Below are 18,969 nucleotides of genomic sequence, written 5' to 3' on the forward strand. Positions count from 1 at the left end.
CGGGAAGTCTGGTCGGCGAGGCGCGGCGACCCCCGTCGACGCTGGGAGGAAGGACCCCCGGATGTCTTTGTTACGCTCTGCGCGGTTCCCCGCGATCGTGCTGCTGGGCGCGGCGATCCTCGCGCTGATCATCGCGAACTCCCCGCTCGGCCCCGCCGCCGCGGGCGTCAAGGAGACCTATCTCGGCATCCCGGGCGTCTTCGAGATGTCGGTGGGCCACTGGGTGCAGGACGGCCTGCTCGCCGTCTTCTTCTTCATCGTGGCCGTCGAGCTCCAGTACGAGCTGACCAACGGCGAGCTGAACTCGGCGCGCAAGGCCCTGCAGCCCGCCATCGCGGCGGCGGGCGGCGTGGTCGTGCCGGTCGTGGTGTACCTGATCTTCGCGGTCGGCTCGGACGCCGTCGACGGCTGGCCGATCCCCACGGCCACCGACATCGCCTTCGCGCTCGGGGTGCTCGCGGTGTTCGGCCGCGGCCTGCCCTCCGGCATCCGCATCTTCCTGCTCGCCCTCGCGATCCTCGACGACATCGTGGGCATCGTCTTCATCGCCGTGCTCTTCACCGACGACGTCAACATCGGGCTCCTCGCCTTCGCCGCGCTGGCGGTCGTGCTCTTCGGGGTCCTCAGCCGTCGGCTCGACACCCGGGCGCGGGTGCCGATCGCCATCGTGCTCGTCCTGCTCGCCATCGCGACCTGGGTGCTCGTGTACGAGTCGGGCGTGCACGCGACGATCGCCGGGGTCGCCCTCGGGCTGGCGATGGCGCAGCGCCCCGCGCTGCGCACGCGCCACGAGCTCGAGCCGTGGGTCAACGGCATCGTGCTGCCGCTGTTCGCGTTCTCGGCCGCGCTCGTGGTCATCCCGTCGGTGTCGCCGTCGCAGCTGTCGCCGGCCTTCTGGGGCGTGCTGGTCGCCCTGCCCGTCGGCAAGATCGTCGGCATCTCGATCGCCGGCTGGATCTCGCTGCGCCTGGGCAGCCGCGGCGCCGCGCCGCACCTGTCCTTCGCCGACCTGCTCGCCGCGGGCGCGCTCGGCGGGATCGGGTTCACGGTCTCGCTCCTCCTCTCCGAGCTGGCCTTCGCCGGTGCCCCCGTGATCCGCGACGAGGCGACGCTCGGCGTCCTGGGCGGGTCGATGATCTCGATCGTCCTCGCCGCGATCCTCGTGGCCGCGCGGGCCCGGCACTACCGGCGCACGCAGCCGGCGGCGGCCGACGAGCACCCGGCGCACCCGACGGAAGGCCAGATCGCATGAGCGGTCCCCTCGAGGCTCCCGACCCGCTGCGGGCCGCCGCCGACACGATGCGCGCGGTGCGCGACCGCTGCGTGTGGACCCAGCAGATCGACCATCGCGCGCTCGTCCCGTACCTCGTGGAGGAGAGCGCCGAGCTCATCGACGCCGTCGAGGAGGGAGACCGCGCCGAGCTGCGCGAGGAGCTCGGCGACCTGCTCTGGCAGGTGCTGTTCCACGCCGAGATCGCCTCGCGCGACCCCGAGGACCCCTTCGACATCGACGACGTCGCCCAAGGGCTCACCGACAAGATGGTGCGGAGGCATCCGCATGTCTTCGGCGACGCGGTGGCGCGCACGCCCGAGGAGGTGCTCGTGCACTGGAACGCCGCGAAGGCCGAGGAGAAGAGCGCCCGCACGAGCGTGCTCGACGGCGTGAGCGAGCGGATGCCGTCCCTCGCCCTCGCGCAGAAGCTCCTGGGCAAAGCAGCCTCGGTCGGCGTGCGGATCGAGCCGGCCGCGCCGAATCCCGGGATCCCCGCCGAGTCACCGGACGACGCACCGGGGCTCGACGCAGATCCCGGGTCTCGGCATCCGGTGACCTCCGAGGCCGCGCTCGGCGACGCGCTGCTCGCGCTCGTGGCCACCGCGCGGGCGCAGGGGTGGGATGCCGAGCGCGCGCTGCGCGAGCGGCTCCGGGCGCTGACCGGCGAGATCCGGGGGGCAGAGGCGGCCGAGGCGGCCGCGGCGGCGTCGGACCCCGGGCATCTGGGAAACTAGAGCGTGGCATCCGTGAACCCGCCGCGCGGCATGCGCGACTTCCTCCCCGCCGACAAGGCCCGGCGCGAGCGCGTGCTCGCCGTCATCCGCGAGCGCTACCGCGCGCACGGCTTCGACGAGATCGAGACGCCGGTCATGGAGGAGCACGCGCGGCTGCACGCGGGCATCGGCGGCGACAACGAGAAGCTCGCCTACAACGTGCTCAAGCGCGGCCTCGACGCCGCGGCGATCGCGGCGGCGGCCGACGATCCCGCCCAGCTCACCGACCTCGGCCTGCGCTACGACCTGACGGTGCCGCTGGCGCGGTTCTACGCGACGAACCGCGGTCAGCTGCCCACGGTGTTCCGCTCGATCCAGATCGCACCCGTGTGGCGCGCGGAGCGCCCGCAGAAGGGCCGGTACCGCCAATTCGTGCAGTGCGACATCGACATCATGGGGGATGCCTCGGCCCGCGCCGAGTCGGAGCTCATCGTCGCGACCCTCGACACGCTGGACGCCCTCGGGCTCGAGGGCGGTCAGGTGCGCGTGAACGACCGCCGCGTGCTCGACTGGATGCTCGATTCCTTCGGCTTCGCCGCCGAGGAGCGCCCGGGCGTGCTCATCACCATCGACAAGCTCGACAAGATCGGCCCCGCCGGCGTCGCGACCGAGCTGCGCGAGCGCGGCGCGACGGCGTCCGCGGTGGACGCGTTCGAGCAGTTCCTGACGCGCCCGATGACGATGGAGTACCACCCGTACGGGGAGCGCCAGGTGCGGAAGCTCCTCCCCGCCGGCGCCCCGGACGACGTCGTCGCGCACCTCGTGGGGATCGGATCCGCCGTCGCGGCGGCCCGCGGCGTCGCCGGTGACGCGCTCGCCGACATCCCGCTCGTGTTCGACCCGTTCCTCGTGCGGGGCATGGGGTACTACACCGGCACCATCTTCGAGCTCGCGCACCCGTCCGCGGACTACTCGCTCGGCGGCGGCGGACGCTATGACGGCATGATCGGCCGGTTCCTCGGCCAGGACGTTCCCGCGGTCGGATTCTCGATCGGATTCGAGCGCATCGTCGACCTCGTCGACGCCGCCGAGGGCGACGGGGCCGCCGCGATCGTGCTCGTCCACGACCGGGACGTGCCCGACAGCGAGCTCCTCGCCCACAAGGCGGCACTCGTGGCCGCGGGCTCGCGGGTGCGCCTGGAGCATCGCACCAAGAACCTCAAGGCCCTGCTCGAGCGCGCCGCGGCCGATGGCTACACGTCGTTCGCGACGGTCGCCTCCGGGGCAGGGTCCCTCGAGGTCAAGCCGCTCGGGTGAGGCGGAGGCGCAGCATCCGGTAGCCGACGCCCAGCGCGGCCACGATCGCTCCGGCCAGCACGCTCTGCCACGGCAGGGTCAGGCCGAGCACGACGCAGCCGACGGCGCCGACGACCTGCAGCGCCCGCGGGTACCGGCGCGCGTCTCCGCGCTGACGGAAGGCCGCGACGTTGGCGACCAGGTAGTACAGCAGCACGCCGAAGGACGAGAAGCCGATCGCCCCGCGCAGGTCGACCAGCGCGACGAGCACGATGACGACGGCGGCGATGGCGGCATCCGCGCGGTGCGGTACATGCCACCGCGGATGGACCGCCGCGAGGTACCGCGGCAGATCTCCCTCGCGGGCCATGGCGAACGAAGTGCGCCCGATCCCCGCGATGAGGGCGAGGAGTGCGCCGAGCGACGCGGCGGCGGCTCCGACGCGCACGACGGGCTCGGCCCATGCCCAGCCGGCGGCGGCCGTCGCCGCGGCCACGGGCTCGGTCGAGGCAGCCGTGCCCGCCGGGCCCAGCGTCGAGAGCACGGTGACGGCGACCAGGGCATAGACCACGAGCGCGCCGCCGAACGCCAGCACGATCGCGCGCGGAATGGTGCGCGCGGGATCCCGCACCTCCTCGCCCATGGTGGCGATGCGGGCGTACCCGGCGAAGGCGAAGAACAGCAGTCCCGCGGACTGGAGGATTCCGTACCACCCGCCGGACCACAGGGCGCCCGGGGCCAGCCAGCCGGGCGCGTCGGGCGCCGTGGCGCCCGCGCTGACCGCGACAGCGAGGGTGAGCAGCACGAACACGACGATCACGCGCGTGAGCTGAGCCGTGCGGGTGATCCCGAACCAGTTCACGGTCGCGAGAGCCGCGACCGCCACGATCGCGACCGGCCGCTCCCAGCCCGGGGGCGCGGCGTACGCGGCGAACGTCAGCGCCATCGCGGCGCAGCTCGCGATCTTGCCGATGACGAACCCCCAGCCGGCGACGAACCCCCACCACGGCCCGAGCTCCGCGCGTCCGTAGGCGTACGTGCCGCCCGAGGTCGGGTGCACGGCGGCGAGCTGCGCGGTGGAGGTGGCGTTGCCGAACGCGACGATCGCCGCGAGCGCCAGCCCGATGAGCAGCCCCGAGCCGGCCGCGGCCGCCGCCGGCCCGAACGCGGCGAACACCCCCGCGCCGATCATGGAGCCCAGGCCGAGGAAGACCGCGTCCGCGAGGCCGAGCCGGCGCTGCAGCGAAGGAGTGCTCACGAGCGAACCCTAGCCGCCGCGGGAGAACGAAGCGGAGACGGATGCGGCGGCGTGCGCCATGATCGACGCATGACGCTGCACATCCGCACCGTGCTGGTCCCGTTCGGTCCGGCCACCGCCATCGAATTGACCGACGAGCAGGTCGCCGAGCTCGGCGGGGGAAAGCGCGCGGCGGTCGTCGTGGGCATCGGCGAGCGCTCGGCGCGACTGCGGCTGGGCGTGATGGACGGGCGCAACCTCATCGGCATCTCCAAAGCCAACCGTGCGCAGCTCGGGGTCGACCTCGGCGACGAGGTCGAGGCGACCGTCGCTCTCGATCAGCAGGAGCGCGAGGTGGACGTGCCGGAGCAGCTGGCCGCCGCCCTCGACGCCGCGGGGGCGCGCGCCGCATTCGAGGCGCTCACCTACACCCGACGCAAGGAGCTGGCGCGCGGCGTCGCCGAGGCCAAGAAGACCGAGACGCGCGAGCGTCGGATCGCCGCGGTCGTGGACGACCTCCGCGTCTGAGCCCGGGCCCGCGTCGGGCGGGCACCGCGTCGTCACCGGCGCGACGCCGGCCGTTCACGCGGGCGGGGTCGGATGTCGCCATGCGCCGCCGTCGTGCCGTCGCCGCCAGCGCCGCGGCCGTGGTCGCCGCGGGTGCCGCCGTGGCCGGCGCACGGGCGGTGCTGCATCGCCAGGCGCGCATCGCGCGACGCCGGATCGGCAAGCCGCTGGGCGAGGAGGCGCTCGACGCCGATCGCGTCTGGGGGCGTCGCCACGAGGGGACGCCCGTCGAGCTGGTCGTGCTCGGCGACTCGATCGCGGCGGGGCTCGGAGCGCTGCGCCCCAAGGACACGTTCGGCGCGCGACTGGCCAAGGGCGTGGCGCGCGCGACGCGACGCCCGGTGCGGCTGCACACGGCAGCGATCGTCGGGGGCGAGTCGTCGACGCTCGCGGCGCAGCTGGACGGCCTGCCGGAGGACTGCCGCCCCGACGTCGCCGTGGTGGTCGTCGGCGGCAACGACGTCACGCACCGCGTCCCGGTCCCGGTCGCGACCGCCCACCTCGCAGACGCGATCGGGCGGCTCCGCGAACGCGGGGCCGAGGTCGTCGTGGGCACCTGCCCGGATCTCGGCGCATTGCGCCCCGTGCCGCAGCCGCTGCGCGCGCTGGGGTCGCGCATGTCGCGGCAGCTGGCGTCGGCGCAGGCGGACGCCGGGCGCCGCGCCGGCGCGCACGTCGTGTCGCTGCGGCGCGCGGTCGGTCCGTTCTTCATCACGCAGCCCGACGAGATGTTCAGCCTCGATCGGTTCCACCCGAGCGCCCTCGGCTACCGCCGCACCGCCGAGGCGCTGCTGCCCGCGGTCCTCGCCGCACTCGGGGCGGCGGCCGCCGGGTGAGCGCGGGAGGACGTCAGGCCGAGACGGCCGCGGTCACCCGCTTCTTCTCGCGCACGTAGACCTCGCGCCGCACCCGGGCGACCACGTCGCCCGCGGCGTCGGTGATCTCGGTCTCGAACCACTCGAGCACCTTCGCGCCGCCGCGGGCGCGCTCCCGCAGCTCCTCGGCGCGCTCGCGCGTGACCTCGAAGTGCGCGGTCAGCACGCCGCGGCCGGGCTTGACGAACTCGATCTCGCCGCGGGTGTCCCACACGACGTAGTCGCGGCCGAGCTGATGCATCACCAGCATGAAGAAGTACGGGTCGGTCATCGCCGACATCGAGCCGCCGAACGCCGTCTTGACGTAGTTGCGGGTGATGACGTTGACGTGCAGCTCGACGGTGGCGTGCGTCCAGTCGTCGGAGAAGCTCCTGACGCGGATGCCGCTCCACAGGTTCGGCGCCCACAGGCTCATCCCGACGGCCAGTCGGCGGGGTGTGATTCGCATCCGCCCATCCTGCAGAGGCGGGCCGGGGACCGCCTCATCCGTTGTCTGCGTTCCACAATCGGCGCCTTCCGCGCCGCCGCGTCCCTTGACGGGAGGGGCGGCGCGCTTGTTGGCTGGGCCCATGAGCGATCCGACCCCCGACCAGTGGCGGCGCGTCGACGCCTACCTCACCGCGACCCTCATCGGCCATGATCCCGGCCTCGACGAGGCGGTCGCCGACCAGAACGCCGCGGGACTTCCGGCGATCGAGGTCGCCCCGGTGAACGGCAAGCTCCTCCACCTCCTCGCCCGCATCAGCGGGGCGCGTCGCGTCCTCGAGGTGGGGACCCTCGGCGGCTACTCCACGATCTGGATGGCCCGCGGCATCCCCGAGGACGGCCGCGTCGTGACGATCGAGGCCGAGCCGCGGATCGCCGAGGTCGCCCGCGCGAACCTCGACCGCGCCGGCGTGGGCGGCAAGGTCGAGATCCTGCTCGGCCGGGGCGCGGACGTGCTCCCGACGCTCGACGGGGGCGAGCCGTTCGACCTCGTCTTCATCGACGCCGACAAGGAGTCCAACACGATCTACCTCGACTGGGCGGCGCGCCTCGGGCGTCCCGGCACGGTCGTGGTCGTCGACAACACCGTCCGCGGGGGAGAGGTCGCGAACCCGGCCACCGAGAACCCGCAGGTCATCGGCGTGCAGCGGGGACTGGAGATGCTGGGCCGCGACCCGCGATTCGACGCCACAGCCCTGCAGACCCTCGACCTCAAGGGCTGGGACGGCGTCGCACTCGCGATCGTCGTGTGAGACGACGGGGGATGTCGGGATGCCTGTGGCCGGGGCATCCTCATCACTAGACTCGATCGCGGACCGACGACGCTCCGCATCACCACCCGCCCACGAACTAGGAGCTTTCCCGTGGCATTGATCGAGGCTGTAGGCGCACGCGAGATTCTCGACTCGCGCGGAAATCCGACCGTCGAGGTGGAGGTGCTGCTCGACGACGGGATCGTCCAGCGCGCGGCCGTCCCCTCCGGCGCATCGACCGGAGCCTTCGAGGCGTACGAGCTGCGCGACGGCGACAAGAGCCGCTACGGCGGCAAGGGCGTGCTCAAGGCGGTCGCGGCCGTCATCGACGAGCTCGGCCCCGCGATCGAGGGCGTCGACGCCAGCGAGCAGCGCATCGTCGACGAGATCCTCCTGGAGGTCGACGGCACCGACAACAAGAAGCGCGTCGGCGCGAACGCCATCCTCGGTGTCTCGCTCGCCGTCGCCAAGGCCGCCGCGGACTCCGCCGACCTGCCGCTCTTCCGCTACCTCGGCGGCCCGAACGCGCACATCCTCCCCGTGCCGCTGTTCAACGTCATCAACGGCGGCGAGCACGCCGACAACGGCATCGACATGCAGGAGTTCTTCCTGGCGCCCATCGGCGCCGAGACGTTCTCGGAGTCGCTGCGCTGGGGCACCGAGGTGTACCACGTGCTCAAGGGCGAGCTGAAGGCCGCGGGCTTCGCCACCGGCCTCGGCGACGAGGGCGGCTTCGCGCCCGACCTCCCCAGCAACCGCGAGGGCCTGGACTTCCTGGTCAAGGCGATCGAGAAGGCCGGCTTCACGCCCGGAAGCGACATCGCCCTCGGCCTCGACGTGGCCGCCACCGAGTTCTTCAACGACGGCGTGTACCGCCTCGACAACAAGGACTGGACCGCCGCCGAGCTCACCGAGTACTACGTCGGCCTCGTGAACGACTACCCGATCGTCACGATCGAGGATGCGCTCGCCGAGGACGACTGGGACAACTGGAAGGCCCTGACGGACGCGCTGGGCACCCGGACCCAGCTCGTCGGCGACGACCTGTTCGTCACGAACCCGACGCGCCTCGCCGACGGCATCAAGCGCGGCGTGGCCAACTCGCTGCTGGTCAAGGTGAACCAGATCGGCACGCTCTCCGAGACCCTCGACGCCGTCGACATGGCGCACCGCGCGGGGTACACGGCGATGCTGTCGCACCGCTCCGGTGAGACCGAGGACACCACGATCGCCGACCTCGTCGTCGCGACCGGAGCCGGTCAGATCAAGAGCGGCGCGCCCGCCCGCAGCGAGCGCGTCGCGAAATACAATCAGCTTCTGCGCATCGAGGAGGAGCTGGGCGACGCGGCGACGTTCATCGGCCGTGCGGCCTTCCCGCGCTTCCAGGGCTGAGGCGCTGACGCGCATCGCACACTGACGAGAGGGGGAGCCGTGGCCAAGACGACGGCTCCCCCTTCTCGTGCCTCCCGACGCCGCCCCGAGCGGCGACCGGTCGACGTGCGCGGCTGGCTCGGCGGCATCCGCCTTTCCGGCTTCATGGTGATCATGCTCGGCCTGGTCGTGCTCGCCGCGTTCGTGCTCGTCCCGACGATCGGCACCTACGTGGATCAGCGGCAGCAGATCGCCGCGCTCGAGGCCGCTGTGGAGCTCAGTCGCGACGAGGTCGCCGAGCTCCAGTCGCAGCGCGAGCGATGGAGCGACCCGGCGTACATCACCACGCAGGCCCGCGAGCGGCTGTACTACGTGCGCCCCGGCGAGGTCGTCTACCTCGTCGACAACGACCTGCCCCCCGAGCTCGCACCGCAGGAGCAGGCGCCGGTGAGCGAGGACGTCGAGCAGACGCGCACCGACTGGATGTCGCAGCTCGTCCGCTCCGTGACCGAGGCCGGGCTCGCGCAGACCGTCAAGACGCCGACCGTCGGGGTGCCCGACCCCGAGCCGACACCGTCGACCACACCCTGAGGGTCGATCGCGGCCCGTTACGGTCCAGCGGTGTCCCAGCCGCCGCCGGTAGCCTTGCCGACGTGACGTCCGTGCCGTTCCCCCCTGCCAGCGAGGCCGATCTCGCCGTGCTGCGCGAGCAGCTCGGCCGACCCGCGCGGGGTGTCGTCGGAATAGCCGCGCGCTGCGTGTGCGGCAACCCCACCGTGGTGGCCACGGCCCCGCGGCTGCCGGACGGCACGCCGTTCCCGACCTTCTACTACCTGACGCATCCGGCGGCGACGGCCGCCATGTCGGTGCTCGAGGCCGACCACGTCATGCGTGAGCTCAGTGACGAGCTCGCAGCCGACGACGACGTCCAGGCCGCCTACGCCCGTGCCCACGAGGCCTACCTCGCCGACCGGGCCGTGTACGGCGAGGTCGACGAGATCGCGGGCATCTCCGCCGGCGGCATGCCGACGCGGGTGAAGTGCCTGCACGCGCTCGCCGGACATGCCCTGGCCGCCGGGCCGGGCGTCAACCCCATCGGCGACCGCGCCCTGGAGCGGTCGTCCTGGTCACCGGAGCGCTGCGTGTGCACCCAGCCCGGGACGGCCGGATGACCCGTCGCCTCCTCGCGGCTGTCGCCGCGTCCGCCGTCGCACTGACCCTCCTCGGTGCGGCGCCGCCGGCTGCGGCCGCACCGGAGGCGCCGGAGGAGGATCCCGTTCGCAAGGCCGAGTACTGGCTCGAGGAGTACGGCATCGACGAGGCCTGGAAGACGAGCCGCGGCAAGGGCGTGACGATCGCCGTGATCGACACGGGCATCGGCAGGGGCCCCGTCGAGTTCGACGGGGCGGTCGTGGGAGGAACCGACGTCTCGGGCATCGGCTCGGACGACGGGCGCACCCCCGTCGGCGCCGTCGACTCGAACCACGGCAGCTGGGTGGCTTCGCTGGCCGCCGGACGCGGCACGGGGCCCGGTGCCGGCATGATCGGGGTCGCTCCGGAGGCGGACCTGCTGTCGGTGTCCGTCGGCTTCGGAGCCGCGGCGACCCGGAGCTTCACCGAGCAGATCGCGGAGGCCATCCGCTGGTCGGTCGACAACGGCGCCGACGTCATCAACATGTCGCTGACGACCAACGCACCGGACTGGGACGAGTCCTGGGACGACGCGTTCCTCTACGCGATGGACAACGACGTCGTGATCGTCGTGGCAGCAGGCAACCGGGGAAGCGGGACGACGCGCGTCGGTGCTCCCGCGACGATCCCGGGCGTGCTCACGGTCGCCGGCGTCGACCCGGAGGGGCGCGCGAGCGTGGAGGCGTCGACGCAGGGCATCACGATCGGCGTCTCCGCGCCGAGCGAGGATCTCGTCGGCGTGTCGGCCGACGGCCGGCTCGTGCTGTGGAACGGCACCAGCGGTGCCGCGCCGATCGTGGCGGGGATCGCCGCGCTGGTGCGGGCGGCGCACCCCGACCTCGACGCCGAGAACGTGATCAACCGCATCATCGAGACCGCGCGTCCCGCGGCCGGCGCGCGTGCGGTCCCGGATCCGCTCTACGGCTACGGACTGGTGGATGCCGCGGCCGCCGTGACCGCGTCGGTGCCGCTGGTCGACGAGAACCCGATGGGGAGCCTTTCGGAGTGGATCCGCGTCTACCGCCGCGCGCAGAGCGATCCGGTGCCCTCGCGTCCGGCCGAGCCCGTCGAGGTCGCCCCGCTTCCCCCGGCCGACGCCGTCGAGCCCGCGGCATCCCCTCTCCTGCCCTCTCGCGACACCGTGCTGTACGGCACCCTGCCGCTCTCGCTGGCCACGATGGCGGCTATACTGGTGGCGCTCGGCGTCACTGCTGCTGTCCGACGCATCCGATTGACGTCCCGCGCGCCGAGCCGCTGACCCCGGAGGAGCCTCCAAACCGTGACCAACACCGTGCCCAAGATCCTCATCGTCGGTGGCGGATACGCAGGCTTCTACACGGCCTGGAAGCTCGAGAAGCTCCTGCGCAAGGGCGAGGCCGACGTGACGATCGTCGACCCGCTGCCCTACATGACGTACCAGCCGTTCCTCCCCGAGGTCGCCGCCGGCTCCATCGAGGCGCGCCACTCAGTGGTGGCACTGCGTCGTCACCTCAAGAAGACGAAGGTCGTCGCCGCCAAGGTCACCGGCATCAGCCACGCGAACAAGGTCGCGACGATCACGCCCATCGCGGGGGATCCGTACGAGCTCGAGTACGACCAGATCGTCGTCACCGCGGGCGCCGTGTCGCGCACCTTCCCGATCCCCGGCATCGCCGACAACGCGATCGGCCTGAAGACCATCGAGGAGGCCGTCGCGATCCGCGACCGCCTGATGTCGAACTTCGACAAGGCCTCGACCCTCCCCGCCGGCCCGGAGCGCGACCGCCTCCTCACCGTCGTGGTCGTCGGCGGCGGCTTCGCGGGCATCGAGGTGTTCGCCGAGCTGCGCTCGCTGGCCTCGTCGCTGGTGAAGAGCTACCCGGAGCTGACGTTCGACGACACGCACTTCCACCTCATCGAGGCGATGGGGCGCATCATGCCCGAGGTGTCGCTGAAGACGAGCGAGTGGGTGCTGAAGAACCTCGCCCAGCGCGGCGCCGCCGTGCACCTCGACACGCAGGTGACCGGCGCGATCGACGGCAACATCGAGCTGTCCACCGGAGAGACGATCCCCAGCGACCTGATCATCTGGACGGCCGGCGTCATGGCGAACCCGACGGTGGTGCGCGGCGGCGACCTGCCCGTCGAGGAGCGCGGTCGCATCCAGACCCGCGCCGACCTGCGCGTGGGCACCGCCGAAGAGGTCGTCGAGGGCGCGTGGGCGGCCGGTGACGTGTCCGCCGTGCCTGACCTGTCCGGCGGCGGCGTGGGCGGCTACTGCGTGCCCAACGCGCAGCACGCGGTGCGCCAGGCCAAGCTCCTTGCGAAGAACCTGGTCGCGGTGCTCCGCGGCGAGGTGCCCCGCGAGTACTTCCACAAGAACCTCGGCGCCGTCGCGGGCCTGGGCCTGTGGGTCGGTGTCTTCCAGTCCGGCAACCTCGCCCTCAAGGGACCGATCGCGTGGCTCGCGCACCGCGGCTACCACGGCCTGGCCATGCCGTCGTGGGAGCGCAAGTGGCGCGTGCTGTGGGGCTGGTGGAACAACTTCTGGCTCGGCCGCGACATGGTGAACCTGTCCACGGTGCAGAACCCCCGCTACGTCTTCGAGGAGTTCGCGGCGCGCCCGCGCCCGGTCCAGCCCGCGATCACGCCGCCGGCCGAGCCGCGCGGGGCGGGCAAAGCCGCGGACAAGCCCGAGAAGGTCGTCGCCGACAAGGTCACCGCCGAGAAGAAGACCGCGAAGGCCGGCGCCGCGCGCTGACACCGCTACCGTGGAGGAGTCGCGCAGGCGCGGCGCCCCCGTAGCCCAATCGGCAGAGGCAGGCGACTTAAAATCGCTTCAGTCTGGGTTCGAGTCCCAGCGGGGGTACGTGTTCGAAGTGCTCGCCGACGACCCCGAGGCGCGGCTCCACTGGTCGGCGTGCGTGCGGGACGCGGCATCCGGCACCGTCCTCTGGTCGTACCACGCTGACCGCGTGCTGCCGACGGCGTCGGTCGGAAAGGTGCTGCTGCTCGTCGAGATCGCCCGTCGGTTCGCCGGGGGGGAGCTCGACCGGCGTGCACTCGTCGACCGAGGGGACGAGCCGGTCGCCGATTCGGGCCTATGGCAGGTGATGGATGCCGCATCCCTCACGGCGTCCGATGCCGCGCGACTGGTCGGCGCGGTGAGCGACAACCTCGCGACGAACGCGCTCCTCGATCTCGTCGGACTCGACGCGGTCTCCCGCACGACGGCCGCACTCGGACTCGCCGACTGCGCGCTGCTCGACCGCGTGCGCGACGAGCGGGGGCCGCAGCATCCGCCGATGCTGTCGCGGGGGAGTGCCGCCGAGCTCGCCGGACTGGCCGCACGGCTCCATCGCGGCGACGTCGTCGATCCCGGCGTGAGCGCCGAGGTGACCGGCTGGCTCGCGCTGGGCACCGACCTGTCCATGGCCGCCGGTGCGTTCGGGCTCGACCCCCTCGCGCACCGGGAGCCCGATCGCGGGATCCGGCTGTGGAACAAGACCGGCACCGATGCCGGGGTCCGCGCCGACGTCGGCGTGGTCGCGGCGGGCGGGCGGTCGCTCGCATTCGCCGCGATCGCGCACTGGCCTGATCACGGCTCGCCGGGTACGCGCGACGACGTGCTCGCGGCCATGCGCGCGTTCGGCGACGGCCTGCGCGCACGACTCGCCGCGTGATCCTCGGGAGGGGACGGATGCCGGTACCGCCGGGGCTTAGGCTGGGGCCCATGCGCGCGCACCCGGAGCGGGCCGTATGAGCCTCGACCTGCTGTCCTCGCACACGGCGGCGGAGCCCTGGAAGGATCCAGGGTCCTACTGGGGTGCCCTGACCCAGGCGGTGTCGGGGATCTCCGGCCCGGTCGCCGCCCTCAGCCTTCCCGCCCTGCGCTACAACGCGCTCGACATGGTGGTGCGCGCCGGCGGCGTGCCCATCCGCGTGGCGAGCAAGTCGGTCCGCGTGCGCGAGGTGATCGATGCGACGCTCGCGATGGCCGGGTATCACGGCATTCTCGCCTTCACCCTGCCCGAGGCGCTGTGGCTCGCAGAGACCCATGACGACGTCGTGCTCGGCTACCCGACCGCGGATCGCGCGGCGATCGCCGCTCTCGTCGCCGACGAGCGCGCCGCCGCGCGGGTCACGCTCATGGTCGACGACCTCGCCCAGCTCGACCTGATCGACGCCATCGCCGCGCCGCACACGCGGCCCGAGATCCGGCTCGCGATCGACGCCGACGCATCGTGGCAGGCTCCCGGCCTCGGACACATCGGGGTGTTCCGCTCCCCGGTCCACCAGCCCGGCGAGGTCGCGGCCCTCGGCCGGGCGATCGCCGCGCGACCGGGCTTCCGGCTCGTCGGACTGATGATGTACGAGGCGCAGATCGCCGGCCAGGGCGACGCCACGGGATCGGGCGACCAGGTCATCCGCTGGATGCAGCGGCGCTCCTCGGCCGAACTGCTGCAGCGGCGGGGGGAGATCGTCGCGGCACTGCGCGACGTGGCGCCCCTCGAGTTCGTCAACGGCGGCGGTACCGGATCGCTCGAGTACACGGCAACCGATCAGGCCGTCACCGAGCTCACCGCCGGCAGCGGCCTGCTCGCCGGGCACCTCTTCGACGGCTACCGCTCGTTCGATCTCGCGCCCGCGGCCGCGTTCGCCCTCGAAGTGGTGCGCAAGCCCCAGGACGACATCGCCACCGTCCTCGGCGGCGGATGGATCGCCTCCGGCCCGGCGGTCGCTTCGCGTCAGCCCCTGCCGGTGTGGCCTCCTGGCCTGCAGACCATGTCGCGCGAAGGCGCGGGCGAGGTGCAGACCCCGCTGAAGGGGGCCGCCGCACGCGACCTGAAGGTCGGCGACCGCGTGTGGTTCCGGCATTCCAAGAGCGGCGAGCTCGCGGAGCGCGTCGATCGCTACCACGTCGTGGACGGCGCGGACCTCGTCGGCGAGGTCCCCACCTACCGCGGCGAAGGAAAGGCATTCCTGTGACACGACCCGGCGGAACGTGGCAGAACTGGGCGAGGTCCGAGTCCGTGCGGCCGCGACGGGTCGAGTTCCCCCGCACGGCCGAGGCCGTCCAGCGCGCGGTGTCCGCCGCCGCGGCGCAGGGCATCCCGGTCAAGGCGGTGGGCGCGGGCCACAGCTTCACCGGCATCGCCGTCGCGCCCGGCGTGCTCCTGGATCTCTCCGACCTGACGGGCCTCGTCCACGTCGACGTCGAGCGCTCTCGCGTGACGCTGCGCGCGGGCACGCGCCTTCACGAGGTCCCGACGCTGCTCGCCCCCTACGGCCTCGCGATGGAGAACCTGGGCGACATCGACCGCCAGTCGATCTCCGGTGCCATTTCGACGGGCACGCACGGCACCGGCGCGCGCTTCGGCGGCATCGCCGCGCAGGTCGTCGGCGCGACGCTCGTCACGGCATCGGGCGACCTGCTCGCCGTGAACGAGCACGAGAACCGGGAGCTCATCCCGGCGGTCGCGCTCGGCCTCGGCGCGCTCGGGATCCTCGTCGACGTCACGGTGCAGTGCGTCCCCGCGTTCGTGCTGCACGCCGTCGAGCAGCCCGAGGACCTCGTCACGGTGCTCGACGGCCTGGAAGCACGTGTCGCCGAGGCCGATCACTTCGAGTTCTACTGGTTCCCGCACACCGACCGTGCCATGACGAAGACCAACACCCGCCTCCCCGAGAGCGCGCCGCGGCATCCGCTCCCGCCCCTCGGGAAGTGGATCGACGACACCCTCGTGGGCAACGGCCTGCACCAGGTCGCGTGCACCGTGGCCAAGACGATCCCCGCGACCATCCCGCGCATCAACCGCCTGTCGGTGAAGATGTGGGGCAACCGGGAGTTCACGGATGCCTCGCACCGCGTCTTCGCGACCTCCCGGTCCGTCCGCTTCCGCGAGATGGAGTACGCCCTGCCCGTCGAGAACCTGCGACCGGCCTTCGACGCGATGCGTGCACTCGTGGACGACCGAGGGTGGCGGATCTCGTTCCCCGTCGAGGTGCGATTCGCCGCCGCCGACGACCGGTGGCTGTCGACTGCACACGGACGCGATTCGGCCTACATCGCCGTGCACCGCTACTGGCGCGAGGACCCGCGGGAGTACTTCGAGGCCGTCGAGCAGATCATGCTGGCCTTCGACGGACGACCGCATTGGGGCAAGATGCACACGCTGGATGCGTCGATCCTGCGCGAGCGGTACCCCCGATTCGACGACTTCACGGCGCTGCGCGATCGCTGGGATCCCGACCGCCTCTTCGCCAATCCCTACCTCGAACGCGTGCTCGGTGGGTAACGGCTGAGAGTCCTCGACACCGGCTCATGCGCCGACGGCCGCCGTCGCTAGGATGAGGGAAACCTCGAACGGAGTCACGGTTATGTGGGAAGTGCTGATCCCGGTGGTGATCGTGGTGGCGTTGATCGCCATCGCGGGGATCTACCTGTGGGCGACATACAACTCGCTCGTTCAGCTCAACGTCCGTGTCGACGAGGCCTGGAGCGACATCACCGTCCAGCTCAAGCGGCGGGCGGACCTGCTGCCCAACCTCATCGAGGCCGTGAAGGGCTACGCCGCGCACGAGAAAGCCGTCTTCGAGAACGTGACGCGTGCCCGGGCCGAGACCCTCACCGCCGGCGGTCCTGCCGAGGCCGGGGTCGCCGAGGGGCACATGCAGCAGGCGCTGCGATCGCTGTTCGCCGTGGCGGAGGCATACCCCCAGCTGCAGGCCAGTCAGAACTTCCTCCAGCTGCAGCAGTCGATCGTCGACACCGAGGACAAGATCCAGGCCTCCCGCCGCTTCTACAACGGCGGCGTGCGCGAGCTGAACACCAAGATCAAGGTGTTCCCCAACAACCTCTTCGCCCGCAATCTGGGCTTCCACGAGCGCGAGTTCTTCGAGGTGATCGACGGCGCTGCGATCTCGGAGCCGCCGCGCGTGCAGTTTTGACGCGAGCCGGATGTGCATGACCTGACCCGCGAGCAGGCCCGCCGCATCGCGGTGCGCGCTCAGCTGCTCGGGGCAGAGCGTCCGGCGGGCATCGTCGAGACGGTCGACGCCCTCACCGTCGTGAACATCGAGCCGACCGCCGCCGTGGCGCCGAGCGCCGATCTCATCCTGTGGTCGCGCCTCGGCTGGCCCTATCAGCCGGCCGATCTGACGCGCCTCGTCGAAGAGGATCGCGCTCTGTTCGAGTGGGGCGGCTTCTACCGCACGATGGCCGATCTGCCGCTGCTGCGGCCAGAGATGGCCGGCCGCCCCCGGTCCCGCGAGGCGCGTGACTGGCTCGCTGCGAATGCGGTGTTCCGCCAGGAGGTCATGGACCGGCTCCGAGCCGACGGTCCGCTCCGGCCCGCCGAGATCCCCGACACCGCGCAGGTGTCGTGGCGCTCGTCGGGGTGGACGAACAACCGCAACACGCTGCAGATGCTGGAGATGCTCGTGCTGCACGGCGACGTGGCGATCGCCGCGCGCGACGCGGGTGGGCGACTGTTCGATCTGGCCGAGCGCGTCTACCCGACGGACGTTCCCGAGGTATCCGCCGAGGATGCGGCGCGCGAGCGTGCGGAGCGCCGGCTGACGTCGCTGGGGATCGCCCGGCCGAAGAGCCTCGCACAGCCCATCGAGCCGATCGATGTCGGGTCCGTGGGGGAGGAGGCGTCGGTCGAGGGCACCGCCGGCATCTGGCGTGTCGATCCGGCGGCCGTCGACGAGGTCGCGGACTTCTCGGGCCGCACCGCGGTCCTGTCCCCGTTCGACCGGCTGGTGTTCGATCGGCGGCGTCTCGAGGAGCTGTTCGACTACGAGTATCTGCTCGAGATGTACAAGCCCGCGGCGAAGCGGCGCTGGGGCTACTTCGCGCTGCCGATCCTGCACGGCGACCGGTTCGTGGGAAAGCTCGACGCGAAGGCGGATCGCAAGGGCGGCGTGCTCGTCGTCAACGCGGTGCACGAGGACGCGCCGTTCGATCCCGCGACCGCGCGCGCCGTCGACGGTGAGATCCGCGACCTCGCGCGCTGGCTCGGGCTCGAGGTGCGGGGCCTGCCGGAGGCGTGATCAGCGCACCGACAGCACCATCTCATCGCCGGTGAACGTCACGGATCCGCGCAGGGCCCAGTCGTCGGCCCGATAGGTGTACGACGCCGTCCCGCCGGAGCGCGACGGGCCCGTCGCCGTCGCGACGATCACGCCGCCCGTCGCATCGAAGCCGGTGCCGTCGGGGGACAGGGTCACCTCGGGACGCTCGTCGATGCGGAACGCGATGCTCTCGAGCGCGGTGAGATCGGCCGCCCACGGCACGCGGATGCCGCAGTTCTCGGGCACCTCGGACGCGTCCACGGTGCACGCGTCGACGTACGCGTCGAGCTGCTCCTGTGCCAGCGCGGTGGCCTCCGGCGCGAGAGCGGCGTCGAGCTCGACGACCAGCACCTCGCCGCCGCCGATCACATCCGCCGTCTGGGTGCCCGCAAGGATGCCGCGGGGCGCCGCTTCGACGACGTACCGGGCAGGCGGCAGGTCGAGGTCGGTGTCTGCCGGCAGGAGCGCGTCTCCCACCCACGCCGCGTCGCCCGGACTCGTGTCCACGCGCAGCGTCGCAAGGGACTCCGGCGCCACGGCCCAGCCGCCGTCTCGCGCCGTGAGGACGACCGCGATGGGGTGCCGCGTGCCGCCGAGGTCGGCCTCCGCCCTCACGACCGCACGGCCCTCGGTCGTGTCGACCGACTCGATCCGCGGATCGCGGAGGTACACGCCCGCCGATGCGAAGGCCGCACGCGCGGCGTCGTCCAGCGGGGCGGCGAGCGCTGCGTCGACGGCGTCGGCATCGCCGGCCTCGAGCGCGCGCAGGTACGACAGAGCCGCGGCATCCGCCGTGTCGGGACGCGACGAGAGCCACCAGACGCCGGTCGCGGCCACCGCAGCGAGGACCACCGCACCGACGACGATGCCGACGATCGCCCCGTGCTTCACGGTTCCACGCTAGCGGGCTCCTCGGAGGACAGCGCGACGGGCTCGGGCGCACCTGCTTCGTGGCGGGATGCCTCGGGCAGGGCGCCCGCGAGATCCTCGACGGCGTCGCCCCACCCCGAGACCGAGATGCGCTCCAGAGACTGCCACCGCGCCGCCGCGCGGAGCTCGTCGGCGACGCGGGCCTCGGCATCCGCCGGCCGGCCGTGCTCCCACCATGCGGACTGGACGCGCAGCGTCGAGGCGGCGCGATCGGCCTTGA

The 18,969-nt window shown here is 72.4% G+C and carries 19 protein-coding genes, 1 tRNA gene and 1 pseudogene; 17 read left to right on the plus strand and 4 right to left on the minus strand.

The window, feature by feature from the left end; translation table 11 throughout:
- Positions 1 to 61 precede the first annotated feature (61 nt).
- From nhaA to ACE3O1_RS02650, 3 genes are read left to right on the plus strand one after another with little or no spacing between them, the layout of a single operon-like run.
- Positions 62 to 1,252: a Na+/H+ antiporter NhaA gene (gene nhaA, locus ACE3O1_RS02640; RefSeq protein WP_374312140.1), complete on the plus strand. Its 1,191-nt coding sequence runs from the start codon at positions 62 to 64 to the stop codon at positions 1,250 to 1,252.
- Positions 1,249 to 2,007 (plus strand): MazG family protein, encoded by a 759-nt coding sequence (locus tag ACE3O1_RS02645; protein WP_374312142.1) that lies wholly within the window; start codon positions 1,249 to 1,251, stop codon positions 2,005 to 2,007. The genes nhaA and ACE3O1_RS02645 overlap by 4 nt, the downstream gene beginning before the upstream one ends.
- A gap of 30 nt (positions 2,008 to 2,037) precedes the next feature.
- Positions 2,038 to 3,303, plus strand: a complete 1,266-nt coding sequence (locus ACE3O1_RS02650; protein WP_374312181.1) for a histidine--tRNA ligase — start codon at positions 2,038 to 2,040, stop codon at positions 3,301 to 3,303.
- Here the strand turns inward: ACE3O1_RS02650 and ACE3O1_RS02655 are convergent.
- Entirely contained in the window at positions 3,287 to 4,540 is a 1,254-nt protein-coding gene (locus tag ACE3O1_RS02655; protein ID WP_374312144.1) for an APC family permease, read from the minus strand. The genes ACE3O1_RS02650 and ACE3O1_RS02655 overlap by 17 nt on opposite strands.
- A 69-nt stretch (positions 4,541 to 4,609) precedes the next feature.
- On the opposite strand from ACE3O1_RS02655, the gene ACE3O1_RS02660 reads away from it, so the two are divergent.
- A complete protein-coding gene (locus ACE3O1_RS02660) occupies positions 4,610 to 5,047 on the plus strand; it encodes a YdeI/OmpD-associated family protein (protein WP_374312146.1) in 438 nt (145 codons plus the stop codon).
- Between the two features lie 80 nt (positions 5,048 to 5,127).
- Positions 5,128 to 5,922, plus strand: a complete 795-nt coding sequence (locus tag ACE3O1_RS02665; RefSeq protein WP_374312148.1) for an SGNH/GDSL hydrolase family protein — start codon at positions 5,128 to 5,130, stop codon at positions 5,920 to 5,922.
- A 13-nt stretch (positions 5,923 to 5,935) separates the two neighbouring features.
- Here ACE3O1_RS02665 and ACE3O1_RS02670 read toward each other — a convergent pair whose 3' ends face one another.
- Positions 5,936 to 6,409, minus strand: a complete 474-nt coding sequence (locus ACE3O1_RS02670; protein ID WP_374312150.1) for a DUF4442 domain-containing protein — start codon at positions 6,407 to 6,409, stop codon at positions 5,936 to 5,938.
- 121 nt (positions 6,410 to 6,530) lie between these two features.
- On the opposite strand from ACE3O1_RS02670, the gene ACE3O1_RS02675 reads away from it, so the two are divergent.
- The 12 genes from ACE3O1_RS02675 (at position 6,531) to ACE3O1_RS02730 (ending at position 17,798) form a co-directional block, all read left to right on the plus strand.
- Entirely contained in the window at positions 6,531 to 7,199 is a 669-nt protein-coding gene (locus ACE3O1_RS02675; protein WP_374312152.1) for an O-methyltransferase, read from the plus strand.
- Positions 7,200 to 7,310: 111 nt separating this feature from the next.
- The gene (gene eno, locus ACE3O1_RS02680) at positions 7,311 to 8,591 is read left to right on the plus strand and encodes a phosphopyruvate hydratase (protein WP_374312154.1); all 1,281 of its coding nucleotides are present in this window, start codon (positions 7,311 to 7,313) and stop codon (positions 8,589 to 8,591) included.
- Between the two features lie 39 nt (positions 8,592 to 8,630).
- Positions 8,631 to 9,161, plus strand: a complete 531-nt coding sequence (locus ACE3O1_RS02685) for a septum formation initiator family protein (protein ID WP_374312156.1) — start codon at positions 8,631 to 8,633, stop codon at positions 9,159 to 9,161.
- 62 nt (positions 9,162 to 9,223) lie between these two features.
- Positions 9,224 to 9,742, plus strand: coding sequence for a DUF501 domain-containing protein (locus ACE3O1_RS02690; protein WP_374312158.1), 519 nt, complete (start codon positions 9,224 to 9,226; stop codon positions 9,740 to 9,742).
- The gene (locus ACE3O1_RS02695; RefSeq protein WP_374312160.1) at positions 9,739 to 11,019 is read left to right on the plus strand and encodes a S8 family serine peptidase; all 1,281 of its coding nucleotides are present in this window, start codon (positions 9,739 to 9,741) and stop codon (positions 11,017 to 11,019) included. Before ACE3O1_RS02690 ends, ACE3O1_RS02695 begins: the two co-directional genes overlap by 4 nt.
- 21 nt (positions 11,020 to 11,040) lie before the next feature.
- Positions 11,041 to 12,501, plus strand: a complete 1,461-nt coding sequence (locus tag ACE3O1_RS02700) for an NAD(P)/FAD-dependent oxidoreductase (RefSeq protein ID WP_374312162.1) — start codon at positions 11,041 to 11,043, stop codon at positions 12,499 to 12,501.
- Between the two features lie 34 nt (positions 12,502 to 12,535).
- Positions 12,536 to 12,609: transfer RNA gene (locus ACE3O1_RS02705), tRNA-Leu, on the plus strand.
- Between the two features lies 1 nt (position 12,610).
- Positions 12,611 to 13,423, plus strand: coding sequence for a serine hydrolase (locus ACE3O1_RS02710; protein WP_374312165.1), 813 nt, complete (start codon positions 12,611 to 12,613; stop codon positions 13,421 to 13,423).
- A gap of 76 nt (positions 13,424 to 13,499) precedes the next feature.
- A complete protein-coding gene (locus ACE3O1_RS02715) occupies positions 13,500 to 14,729 on the plus strand; it encodes an alanine racemase (RefSeq protein ID WP_374312167.1) in 1,230 nt (409 codons plus the stop codon).
- Entirely contained in the window at positions 14,726 to 16,039 is a 1,314-nt protein-coding gene (locus ACE3O1_RS02720) for a D-arabinono-1,4-lactone oxidase (RefSeq protein WP_374312169.1), read from the plus strand. The genes ACE3O1_RS02715 and ACE3O1_RS02720 overlap by 4 nt, the downstream gene beginning before the upstream one ends.
- Before the next feature lie 82 nt (positions 16,040 to 16,121).
- Positions 16,122 to 16,691 carry a LemA family protein gene (locus ACE3O1_RS02725; protein ID WP_374312171.1) on the plus strand — a complete coding sequence of 190 codons (570 nt, stop codon included), beginning with the start codon at positions 16,122 to 16,124 and terminating at the stop codon, positions 16,689 to 16,691.
- Positions 16,692 to 16,703: 12 nt separating this feature from the next.
- Positions 16,704 to 17,798, plus strand: a complete 1,095-nt coding sequence (locus tag ACE3O1_RS02730) for a DNA glycosylase AlkZ-like family protein (RefSeq protein WP_374312173.1) — start codon at positions 16,704 to 16,706, stop codon at positions 17,796 to 17,798.
- Here the strand turns inward: ACE3O1_RS02730 and ACE3O1_RS02735 are convergent, their stop codons facing one another.
- Complete coding sequence (locus ACE3O1_RS02735) at positions 17,799 to 18,710, minus strand: hypothetical protein (RefSeq protein WP_374312175.1); 912 nt, start codon at positions 18,708 to 18,710, stop codon at positions 17,799 to 17,801.
- A pseudogene (locus tag ACE3O1_RS02740) lies at positions 18,707 to 18,969 on the minus strand (winged helix-turn-helix domain-containing protein); the annotation flags it as partial. The pseudogene ACE3O1_RS02740 and the gene ACE3O1_RS02735, both read right to left, overlap by 4 nt.

The sequence above is a fragment of the Microbacterium sp. genome, from assembly GCF_041909575.1.
GTDB lineage: Bacteria > Actinomycetota > Actinomycetes > Actinomycetales > Microbacteriaceae > Microbacterium.

Excerpts from the sequence above, each read along its gene's own strand:
- nhaA (WP_374312140.1), top strand. The coding sequence starts at position 62 with ATGTCTTTGTTACGCTCTGCGCGGTTCCCCGCGATCGTGCTGCTGGGC.
- ACE3O1_RS02670 (WP_374312150.1), bottom strand. The coding sequence starts at position 6,409 with ATGCGAATCACACCCCGCCGACTGGCCGTCGGGATGAGCCTGTGGGCG.
- ACE3O1_RS02660 (WP_374312146.1), top strand. The coding sequence starts at position 4,610 with ATGACGCTGCACATCCGCACCGTGCTGGTCCCGTTCGGTCCGGCCACC.
- ACE3O1_RS02650 (WP_374312181.1), top strand. The coding sequence starts at position 2,038 with ATGCGCGACTTCCTCCCCGCCGACAAGGCCCGGCGCGAGCGCGTGCTC.
- ACE3O1_RS02715 (WP_374312167.1), top strand. The coding sequence starts at position 13,500 with ATGAGCCTCGACCTGCTGTCCTCGCACACGGCGGCGGAGCCCTGGAAG.
- ACE3O1_RS02695 (WP_374312160.1), top strand. The coding sequence starts at position 9,739 with ATGACCCGTCGCCTCCTCGCGGCTGTCGCCGCGTCCGCCGTCGCACTG.
- ACE3O1_RS02665 (WP_374312148.1), top strand. The coding sequence starts at position 5,128 with ATGCGCCGCCGTCGTGCCGTCGCCGCCAGCGCCGCGGCCGTGGTCGCC.
- ACE3O1_RS02645 (WP_374312142.1), top strand. The coding sequence starts at position 1,249 with ATGAGCGGTCCCCTCGAGGCTCCCGACCCGCTGCGGGCCGCCGCCGAC.
- ACE3O1_RS02675 (WP_374312152.1), top strand. The coding sequence starts at position 6,531 with ATGAGCGATCCGACCCCCGACCAGTGGCGGCGCGTCGACGCCTACCTC.
- ACE3O1_RS02725 (WP_374312171.1), top strand. The coding sequence starts at position 16,122 with ATGTGGGAAGTGCTGATCCCGGTGGTGATCGTGGTGGCGTTGATCGCC.